Source organism: Microbulbifer variabilis (assembly GCF_052468405.1).
The window spans coordinates 358138-369679 of the sequence record NZ_CP174343.1 but is presented as its reverse complement, the minus strand read 5'-3'; the positions used below and the strand labels follow the sequence as shown (position 1 = coordinate 369679).

Sequence of the window (11542 nt, the reverse complement as noted above, 5' to 3'; positions counted from 1 at the left end):
AATGAATCAATTAATCAGCAAAATAAAAACCAATCAAGTCGCAATTTGGCTGGATGGAGAACAACTGCGCCTCAACAGCAAAAAAGATTTATCGAACAGCGATCTATTAGAGTTAATCAAAGAGCAAAAATCGTCATTAACTCGCCTATTGAAATTTAATCATATTTACAGTAAAGGCGACTTTATCAATAGGATAATATTTTCCACACCCGAAGAGAAGTCTGAACTTAGTTTTGCCCAGGAAAGGTTATTATTTATTCATCAGTGGCAGCAAGGAAGTAATGCCTATCATATCCCGCACCTGATTCGACTATCCGATGATATTAACTACCCGGCATTAGTAGACGCCATTCAGTATATGGTTAGGCGCCATCCCATACTCAACACCATTTATCGCCTTCATGAAAATGGTGATGCTTACCAGCAGGTCCTTGATACCCCCTTAACTATTCGCTGTATATCAAAAAAGGACAATGCTGCTCTGTTAAATGGGCTGCAAGAAGCCATAGAGCAGGACTTTGACCTGGCCAAAGGAAGACCGTTTAGGGTTATTCGACTTGATTCTCCCCAAGGAGCTTTTGTACTTTTTGTCTGGCACCATATTGCATTTGACGGCTGGTCAGCACAGATTTTTTTTACCGAATTATCTCATGCCTATTCTTCTTACTGTCTTGGGCAGGAGCCACAGCTCGCACAGATAGACATTCGGTACAGCGATTATGCCGTATGGCAAAGAGCATTTTTACAAGGAGAAGAATTACGAAATCTAGAGAATTATTGGCTTGAGCAACTGAATGGTTACAGCTCACTTCATTTATTCACAGATAGACCACGTCCGCCCCAACTCGATTACCGTGGGCAGATTTTGAAATTTTCTTTGGATACAAAGCTTTCACACCAATTAAGACTGTTAGCCCGAGAACAGAAGACAACACTGTATAGCCTAATGCTTAGCGGTTTTTATCTGTTACTTTCGACTTTAAGCGGCCAGAAAGACTTAGTTATCGGCACACCGTCAGAAAATCGTCACCATGCACAAACTCAGGGCGTGATAGGTTTTTTTGTTAACCTATTAGCGTTAAGGGGAGAAATAGATGAGAGCTTCACAATTGCACAATGGATATATAAAGTTCATCAGCTTGTTCTAGGGGCCAAAGTTCACCAGGAGCTACCTTTTGAACGCTTAGTTAAACTGCTTAATGTGGAACGGGACGCTTCCCGTCATCCTCTGTTTCAGGTCGTATTCAGCCTAGAGAATACCTCGTCGAAGATCCGCGAAGAAGATAAAAACCTTCCATTTACTCAGCAGTCCTTAAGTGAGCTTAACCAAGGACTTTCAGATGACGAATCACAAGAGGGCATGCAGTATAATCAAGAGTATTCCCCTGCTAAATTTGATTTAAGTTTACATATTAATGACGGGCAGGTTGAACTTGACGGTTTTATTAATTTTTCTACTAGTTTATTTGACCTGCAGACAATTACTAGATTCTCCACTTTATATCAAAGGATACTGGCGGAGATAGTTGCTGATGTACAGCAACCTATTGCCGATATGGACTTGATTTGTGAACAGGAGAGGAAAACCTTGTTGGTTGACTGGGTCAAAACCACACCATGCTCCCCACAAAATTTATGTCTTCACCAATTGTTTGAAATCCAGGCTAGGTCATTTGCCGATAAACCCGCGTTAACTTTTAAGCAGCAAACGTTAAGTTATGACCAATTAAATAATAGAGCTAACCAACTCGCTTTAAAGCTCCAGGCTGATTATCAATCAGCATATGGAGAGCACCTTAAATCCGGCACGCTGATCGGTATTTTCCTCGATCATAGCATGGAAATGGTGATTAGTATTATTGCAATTCTTAAAACGGGTTGCGCATACGTACCCATCTCTCCCAATTACCCATCAAGCAGAACCTTGTATATCCTCCAGGATACTGAAGTACCCATAGTCATCACCGACAATAAATACACTGGTACCTTTACGGCACTCTCTGGCGAACTTGAGCTAACACCCGTATTAGTATTTGCAGATGCTTCTGTACCCTTAGCTGATGACGTCAGCCTCATACCTGTCAGCGATATTGAGCCTCAAGATTTGGCTTACGTAATTTATACCTCAGGTACGACAGGCAAACCTAAGGGAGTGCTACAAACTCATGAAAATGTGATGCGGCTGTTAGAAAGCACCCGGGCAGATTTGAGCTTCGATGATAACGATACCTGGGTCTTATATCACTCCTATACCTTTGACTTCAGTGTTTGGGAACTTTGGGGAGCCCTGACCACAGGCGGAAAGCTGGTAGTACCGACAACCGAAATCAAGACGGACCTTCCCGGATTCGTCCGCCTGTGTCAGCAAGAGCAAGTGACGGTGTTAAACCAAACGCCGGCTGCATTTTATGCCCTGGTTGATACATTGAGGTTCACTGGTGAACCTCTTGTATTACTTCGCTTGGTGATTTTGGGTGGGGAGAAATTAAATATTGAACAACTTAAAGAGTGGTGGAATACCAATGGTAGTAAGTCAATTAGGCTGGTAAATATGTATGGCCTCACAGAGACAACCGTGACTGCAACTTACAAAGAGCTGACAGTCGATGAAGATACCAGCCGTTCCAACATTGGGCGGCCCTTAAAACATATGAAGGCATATGTTCTCAATAGTAGATTAAAACCTTTACCTATCGGTGCCCCGGGTGAATTACATATAGGGGGAGCAGGATTGGCCAGGGAGTACCTCAATAGGGCGGAGCTCACAGCTGAAAAATTTATTAAAAATCCATTTATTTCACCAGAGGACGAGGTTAATACTCGACTTTATAAAACTGGTGATTTAGTCCGTTGGTTACCTAATGGCGAGCTGGAGTATTTGGGGCGAAATGATTCTCAAGTGAAGATCCGGGGTTATCGCATTGAATTAGGTGAAATTGAAGCTGTTCTTGCACAACATCCCAGGGTGCAGCAGGTGGCAGTAATAGACAGGTGCCAAGAAGAGAATAAGTACCTTGCTGCTTATGTGGTTCTAAGTGAAAAACAAGAATCAACTATTGATGAGTTAAAAGCTTTTGTTTCGGTTCACTTACCTGCCTATATGATACCAACAACCTTTACTTTGCTTGACGTTTTGCCGTTGACAATTAGCGGAAAACTAAATCGAAACGCACTGCCACTTCCCAATTTTACCACCGTAGCAGAATATGTTGAACCAGAAAATGAATTAGAGCGCGAGTTGTGCTTAATTTGGGAGAAGCTATTAGGTGTAGAGACCATAGGTGTACTTGACAATTTCTTTGATTTAGGCGGAGACTCAATATTGCTACTTAAAGTTTATCATCACTGTAGTCGCAGTAATATCCGGGTTTCGCCTAAATTACTTAATGAACAACCAACCATTAGGGGCTTGGCAGAAAAGATAAAATCACAATCTATACCTAATTTTTCATCCTGCACAGAAAATGAAATTGTTGACTTTTTGAAAGATTATAATGAGTTTAGAAAATTTATGACTTTCAATGGTGATAGTAATAAAACTGGTTTATTTTTGATTCCTGCGGCAGCAGGGCCAGAAACTTTTATCCCACTGGTGGAAAAGCTTGATATCGATCGTCCGGTCCAATTATTGGAAAACATACAGGTGTACAGCGGTCGACAAATTAGATTGAACCATTTGATTGATTACTATTTAGCCGTGATACGTAAAAAGCAGCCGGGTGGACCATATTTTCTAGGGGGCTACTGCGAAGGAGCCATGGTTTCTCTCGGTATTGCTCAAAAGCTGGAAGCTTTAGGGGAGCAAGTTGAAATGTTGTTTTTAATTGATCCTGTAGTAATCACCATAGAACAAACTATGATTGATACTATAAAACAAGATTCCAGATTACTCGAATGTGGCCGTTTTGAAGCGGAAATGGTTGATACATTTCTATTTTATGCCGAATATGTTAAATCACTCCAACCCTATGGCGGACCTGCGATTTTCTTTGAAGGTAGCAGTGTCTCTGATGAAGCAACCCCGACACAAACCCTTGCTTTGATCAATGACTATATTGACATTCAAGGCGTATTTAAAAAGGGCTTCTCAACACCAAAAAATGGGTTCAAAGATCTGTTATTAAATTGCGATTATATTTCTATTAAAGCCAAACACGAGCGGGTCATGATCGAAGATGAGACGCTGAATACTATAGCCATGGCAATTAACCGTAAATTATCTGCTGGACAACAAACGTATCTAGCACCAGAAGCTCAAACTACAGAAATGTAAACCTGATTTTTCCAGGGGGGGATTCGTCTTTTACAGAGTACGAATTCCCCTAAACAGGAAATTATGATTCTGGTAGAGCCTTAAAATTATGTTTAAATTCAGTCAATCTCTAAATTATTTCCAACATCTATCTAATACTTGAATATGTTTCATTAAGTATGATTGCCCTACAACTGATATCCGCCGGGGCTTTCAGGGGTATTACAGAGTTTTTCAGGGGTTCCTTAGGATGGGTTTATGAAGCGAATAGAATTAATCCGTTTATACGGATTTCAAATGGGATGGGGTTTTTTCTCCACCTATTTAATATTGCCTATATTAACGCCTTTGTTTTTAGCTATGGGTATGTCTATGCCGCAGCTGGGGATGATACTGGCAGTCATGGGGTTGTCAGTGATGCTTTTTGAATTACCTACTGGTAGCTTGGCGGATCAGATCGGTCGGAAAAAGGTATACTTAGTCTCTTTGACAATGGCTATGACTTGTTACGTGGTGCTATTGGTTTGGCAAAGTTTCTATGGAGCCTTGGTGGCGATGTTTTTATGGGGAGCTAGCCAGGCATTATTTTCAGGATCTTTAAATGCCTGGTTTGTAGAATGCTTTAACCAAGCTGAAGGTACAATGAGTCTACAGGAGGGTTTTGCGCGTATCGCGACTCGTGCCGGACTCATCGGAGCCCTAGGTGCACTATGCTGCGCCTTGGTCGTAGGAAGTGGGGAATATTTCGGACATCATGATCTGGATCTATATCGGGGACTTATATTTTTGGCGTTGCTAAGTAGTTTACTCTTGTTCGCCTTCACCAAGACAAAGATCAGAGAGAATCGTGTATTTGATCGTTTTCGACTTTCAAATATCAGTCAAATACCCAGCCAGCTCAGTTTAGGTATTAAAGCCTGTTACTCGCCATCACTATGGCGCTTGTTGTTGACTGTTATATTACTGACTCCAATAGCCAGTGCTATCGAAAAATATTGGCCGGTACGCTTAGAGGCCTTATCAGGCGATATGTCCGTGGGCTGGCTGTACGGATTATTAATGGCATTGATCATGCTATTAGGCAGTCTGTCAGCGAGAATTACTACCTGGATGACTCAATTTTTGAACCATCAATTGGGGAAAGTACTTTTGATAGCCAGCCTGATAAAATTATCTTTAGTGATGTTACTGGCGCTGTCTGGAGATTTGTTACTGTTTGTAAGTTTATTCTTATTGTTTAATTTTAGTATCGGTCTGGGGCTTTCTGCCTCTGCCCAGTTACAACATGAAGCAGTGGAGGACGAAGTCAGGTCAACTGTTGATTCCATCTTTTCATTAACAACTCGCTTTGGCGGTGTTATTGGTTCACTGGTTTGTGGTTTTGGCGCAGCCGTAATGGGATTGAACAATACCTGGTTATTGCTAGCAGCCATGGGGCTGTGTGGCAGTTGTATATTTTTGAGCCCGGAATTTAACCCCAAAGTAATAGCCAAAGACAGGCGAATGATAGAGCAAGGTTAGCGTCCAGTCTCATCCCCCTTCGGGGGGATTACCTACTTGCAGGAAAGCGATTGAATTCCTTAGGATGGTTATATCGTCAAAACTTCTTTCTATTTTGAACATTCCTCTATCTCACCCCAGATAACCGGTCATTCGTGGATTTAAAGATTCAGCACCCGGGCTAAACGACATCTAATATAAGCCTCATTCCATAAGCGGCATCCATGGTCGCTTTGACTACACCCATATCGCAATTCTTGGTGGCTGATACGTCGCTCTCAATAAGGTGTTGGCTAATCTGTAGAAGGAGCTGAGATGGTGTGCTTATTGAGAAAAAAAGAAAAAACGTAGGGAAGAAGCACGGCATTCAGCATTCCATTAGCAGTGAGCGGCCTAATAGTGAAATAGGCAGACTTCAAATCTGCTCAGCCATATGTAGAACAAAATCTCCCCAGCCCCCATTTCACAGGATTTAACCCACTTTTTGCGCCAAAATTTAGCAGTTTCCCCGCCCAAAACCCGCAGATTGCCCCTACTCGCGCCGATTGCTAAGATGCGCGCCTGCCGCTATGGCCCGGCTTCCCCTCTGGTTCCGTATTGCAACACTGGGGCTGCCAGCAAACCGATTCTCCCAAGCGTTACCCTCGCCTATCCGCAATGCGGAGGCCCGAGGCTTTCCACAGGAAAAGCGGTACCGAGGCCAGGTGCTATTTTTAACCGCGAGCGCACCGCGACGACTCCCTGCGACTACAGGAACGAAGTTTATGACCCAACCATCGCTGCAGCAGTTGGAACAACACGACGCCTTTATCCATCGCCATATTGGCCCCGATGCCAAACAGGTAGAGGCCATGCTGGAAACCCTCGGAGTTGCCAGCCTCGAAGAGCTGATCGAAAAAACCGTGCCCGAAGCCATTCGCAAGACCGATGAGCTGGATCTGGCCGATGCGATCAATGAAGTGGAGGCCCTCGCAGAGCTGAAAGATATCGCGGCGCGCAACAAGATCTACCGCACCTTTATTGGTATGGGTTACCACGACACCATTACCCCCAATGTGATCCTGCGCAACGTGCTGGAGAATCCGGGTTGGTACACCGCCTATACCCCTTACCAGCCGGAAATTGCCCAGGGCCGCCTGGAAGGCCTGCTGAACTTCCAGCAGATGATTATGGACCTCACCGGTATGGAACTGGCCAACGCCTCCATGCTGGATGAAGGTACCGCAGCAGCTGAAGCCATGGCCATGTGTAAGCGCCAGGTCAAACGCAACAAATCCAACGTCTACTTTGTGGACCGGGACTGCCACCCGCAGACCATCGCCGTAGTTAAAACCCGCGCCGAGCACTTCGGCTTCGAGGTCGTTGTCGGCGATGTGGAGAAAGATATCCCCGCCGAGCTGTTCGGCGCCCTGCTGCAATACCCCGGCAGCACCGGTCGCGTACGCGACCTGACCGATATCATCACCAAGGTGCACGAAGCCAACGCCCTGGTAACCGTGGCCGCAGATCTGATGAGCCTGGTAGCCCTGAGAGCACCGGGTGATATGGGTGCAGACGTAGTTGTTGGCTGTAACCAACGCTTCGGCATCCCCATGGGCTACGGTGGTCCCCACGCTGGTTTCTTCGCCTTCCGCGAAGCTTACAAGCGCTCCGCACCGGGTCGTATTATCGGCGTTTCCGTCGACAGCAAAGGCAAGCGTGCCCTGCGCATGGCTATGCAGACCCGCGAACAGCATATTCGCCGCGAGAAGGCCAACTCCAATATCTGTACTTCCCAGGTATTGTTGGCGGTAATGAGCGCTTTCTATGCGATTTACCACGGCCCCGAAGGCCTGAAAACCATCGCTGCCCGCATCCAGCGCCTGGCAGATATTCTCGCTTCCGCCCTGCAGCAGGAAGGCTTCAATCTGGCCCACGACAGCTGGTTCGATACCCTGAATGTCACCGTTGGCGCCAAGCAGGAAGAGATTTACCAGCGCGCCCTGGCCGCTGAGATCAACCTGCGTAAAATTGGTGAAGACGCCCTGGGTGTGAGTCTGAGTGAGACCGCCACCCTGCAGGATGTGTCCGACCTGATCAATGCCTTTATCGGCACCGAACACAGCATCGATCTGCATACTCTGGACAGCGAAATTGCCAGCAAGGGCTCCCTGGGTGTACCCGCCGCCCTGGTGCGCGATTCTGAATTCCTGACCCACCCGGTGTTCAACACCTACCACTCCGAGACCGAGATGCTGCGCTACCTCAAGTCTCTGGAAGCCAAGGATATCGCCCTGAATCACTCCATGATTCCCCTGGGCTCCTGCACCATGAAATTGAATGCCACAGCCGAGATGATCCCGGTCACCTGGCCAGAGTTCGGCAAGCTGCACCCCTTCGCACCCGTAGATCAAGCGGAAGGCTACGCGGAAATGTTCCGCCAGCTCCAGCAGATGCTGTCCGCCTGTACCGGTTACGATGCCGTTAGCCTGCAACCCAATGCCGGCTCCCAGGGCGAATACGCTGGCCTGGTTGCTATCAAGAAGTACTTCGAAGCGAAGGGCGAAACCCAGCGCGATATCTGCCTGATTCCCGCCTCTGCCCACGGCACAAACCCAGCATCCGCCATGATGGTGAGTATGAAAGTGGTTGTGGTTGCCTGTGATGATAAAGGCAATGTGGATATCGAAGACCTGAAAGCCAAAATCGAAGAGCACGGCGACCGCGTTGCCGCACTGATGGTCACCTACCCATCCACCCACGGGGTATTTGAGGAAGGTATCCGCGAAGTTTGCGACCTGGTACACCAGGCTGGCGGCCAGGTTTATATTGATGGCGCCAACATGAACGCCCTGATCGGCGTCGCCGCGCCGGGCCAGTTCGGTGGTGACGTATCCCACCTGAACCTGCACAAAACTTTCTGTATCCCTCACGGTGGTGGCGGCCCCGGCATGGGCCCGATCGCTGTTGGCGAACACCTGAAGCCCTACCTGGCGGCCCACCCGGTGACTGAAGTACCGGAAACCAACCTGGATAACGGCACCATCTCCGCCGCTCCCTGGGGCTCCGCCAGTATCCTGCCAATCAGCTGGATGTATATCCGCATGATGGGTAAGCAGGGCATGAAGCAGGCTACTGAGATGGCAATCCTGAACGCCAACTACGTAGCCAAGAAGCTGGGTGAGCACTACTCCCTGCTCTACACCGGCACCAATGGCTTTGTTGCCCACGAATGCCTAGTTGACCTGCGCCCGCTCAAGGAAGCTAGCGGTATCACTGAAGAGGATATCGCCAAGCGCCTGATGGACTTTGGCTTCCACTCCCCTACCATGTCCTTCCCGGTAGCCGGCACCCTGATGATCGAACCTACCGAGAGTGAATCCAAGGGTGAGCTGGATCGCTTTATCGAAGCGATGGCAACAATTCGCCAGGAAGTGGAAGATGTAACCAGCGGTAAATACACCCCAGAGGACAATCCGCTGCACAATGCCCCTCATACCCTTGAGGACGTGATGAGCGAAGAGTGGGCCCACAGCTATTCCCGTGATATCGCTGCGCGCCCGGCAGCGTGGCTAAAAGAACACAAGGTGTGGCCGGCTGCCAACCGTATCGACAACGTATACGGCGACCGCAACCTGATCTGCTCCTGCCCTCCGATCGAGAGCTACGCCGAGTAAAATCCAACACTCTCACAGGTGGATTTAAAAGCGGGCTATATGCCCGCTTTTCTATATCATTAAGCACAATCAAAAATTACTAATCTATAAAGCTACACGAAAAGGAGTTGAAGTGAAGAAAACTGTGATCGGTCTATCCTTCCTGGCTATATCAAGTCCATCATTAGCAAGCGTAGCTATGCCCAGCTACCAGATTCCAGAAACTGTTGGTGTTCTACCCGATGGGAGGCTGGAAATTAATTTTCCACAAGCTTTTAATTCCGCATGTACAGATGGAAGTGGCAAACGTATTTATATTGAAGTAGGGAACTCCCAAGGCGTAACTCACGAGTCCATTAAACAAATTCAAAGTGTAGTTCTAGCTGCTCATGCTGCTCGAATACCAATTAAGTTTTGGTATGATCGGCCAAACAATGGGGCCATCTGTGAGGGAGGCAAGGTAGTAATGGCTTCGTAAAGTTGTTTCTAAGTACTGAGTAGGGGAAGCACTGCTGTTACCAACGTAAAAAGATATCAGGCTACCCCCGCTTGACTCAAAGAAATGACAATTGACCCAACATAGTAATTTTAGAATAAATACCAGAGTCAATAATTGAGTACACCTTTTTCACTCCCTTGAACTACTTTTCAATCTCCATTTTTTTAAGACCTACCCCGCTTCATCGACTAATGCCAATTCCCACGGGGCTCTCAGCCAGGGTTTATATAATCACTTAAGGCAATTAGGGATCTCTGAAGTACCTGGCCATACTGTAGAAAGATAGCTGCTAGAATCTTTAGTCACATTAAAAATCATAGTGCCGCCACCAAGATTATTATTCTCATTACACGATGCTAAAGCGCTCGCTGCAGAAGCAGTATTCAACACAGTAGAAGCGCCAACACCCAACTTGGATCTATCGACCCCCAAATTTAAGTAATTCTGAATTCGTGAAGTACAGCTTGAGCCCAACCAATAGCTCATCTCCCAACCATAAGTTAATTGGTCGCCCAGTTTCTTCCCATTCCATTCAGCCTGAAAAGCATCGGTATCACTCCAAAGTGCTTTAGAAATAATTTTGTTAGGCATCTTCTCTCGTAATGCACTAGTCACTTTTACCAAGGAGTCAGAATAGGTTTGGCTGCACTGCGAGTACTCATCATCAATATCAATACCATCCAACCCATATTGATCCACGGCATCTTTGAGCTGCTGCGCGAAGTCATCAGCGGACTGCTCATCGGCAAAACAGGACCAACCTGCATTTTGGTGATTTCCGAGAACGCTGAGTACCACCTTCGTACCCTTGTTTTGTAAATCTTGTACTGTACTCAAATTGTTATTGAGCAGGTCTGACACTTGATTATTGAAATGCAAAACAGCTTTCTGGCCATCGTAATTAATATTTGCCGCGAAGATAACAGCTATATCGAACAACTGACTACCATCGCTCTCTGTAAAGCAGCCCGCATTGCCCAGGTTATTACTGTTAACCTCTATGTAGGCAACTTTCGGAGCAGATCCACTTTCCTGAGGAGTATCAGATTTACACAGTGTTGAGCCCAGCTCACGTATTTCATTCTTGCGTGAACCACACCCATATCCACTGCCATCCATGGAGGCATTATCGGCAAGGTTTGCAATTTCCCAGTCCCCCAGAACCGAACACAGCTCATCTTTATAAATTTGTGCCTCAAGATAGGTAACCGGGTCTGCATCGGATGAACAACTGCTTCCACTCACAACATGTGGTGCTGAAGGTTCAGACTTACATAATGTCTTCGCTATTTGGCGACTGTCATTACCCGTCAATTGGCAATTGGCCCCCAGATGTTCGATTGAAGCCCCACCTGATAGGCCGACTAAATCACCACTATTGAGAAGACCACAAAATTCATCAGGATAATTAAGCGCTTCAGAATAGCTTACTGTTGTAGCGTCCGAGGGACAGACATCCGAATTGACCACTTCAATATCTGCGTATGCACCAGCCTGAAATAGGAAGGTGGCGCAAACAGCTTGCATTGCTCTACGTGTTGGTTGCTTCATATCTTTTCTCATTTTTTATTATGTAGTTCTGTAAATTTTATAGCCTAACATCTCAAGTTAAAAAAATGGTGTAGAGCGTATGCTCTACACCCAATACTACGATCA

At 46.4% G+C, this 11542-nt stretch carries 5 protein-coding genes; 4 read left to right on the top strand and 1 reads right to left on the bottom strand.

The genetic code is table 11. The features are described 5' to 3' along the window. The first annotated feature begins 1 nt into the window (after window position 1). The 4 genes from ACJJJB_RS02040 to ACJJJB_RS02025 all read left to right on the top strand — a co-directional run bounded on the left by ACJJJB_RS02040 (window position 2) and on the right by ACJJJB_RS02025 (window position 9865). Window positions 2-4273 carry a non-ribosomal peptide synthetase gene (locus tag ACJJJB_RS02040; RefSeq protein ID WP_445365631.1) on the top strand — a complete coding sequence of 1424 codons (4272 nt, stop codon included), beginning with the start codon at window positions 2-4 and terminating at the stop codon, window positions 4271-4273. A gap of 237 nt (window positions 4274-4510) precedes the next feature. After that, on the top strand, window positions 4511-5773 hold the full coding sequence (locus tag ACJJJB_RS02035) for an MFS transporter (protein WP_353376904.1): 1263 nt from the start codon (window positions 4511-4513) through the stop codon (window positions 5771-5773). A gap of 743 nt (window positions 5774-6516) precedes the next feature. After that, complete coding sequence (gcvP, locus tag ACJJJB_RS02030) at window positions 6517-9408, top strand: aminomethyl-transferring glycine dehydrogenase (protein ID WP_445365630.1); 2892 nt, start codon at window positions 6517-6519, stop codon at window positions 9406-9408. Window positions 9409-9520: 112 nt separating this feature from the next. After that, entirely contained in the window at window positions 9521-9865 is a 345-nt protein-coding gene (locus ACJJJB_RS02025) for a hypothetical protein (RefSeq protein ID WP_157533367.1), read from the top strand. Window positions 9866-10117: 252 nt separating this feature from the next. Here ACJJJB_RS02025 and ACJJJB_RS02020 read toward each other — a convergent pair whose 3' ends face one another. Next, window positions 10118-11449 (bottom strand): glycosyl hydrolase family 18 protein, encoded by a 1332-nt coding sequence (locus ACJJJB_RS02020; protein ID WP_282951485.1) that lies wholly within the window; start codon window positions 11447-11449, stop codon window positions 10118-10120. Window positions 11450-11542 lie beyond the last annotated feature (93 nt).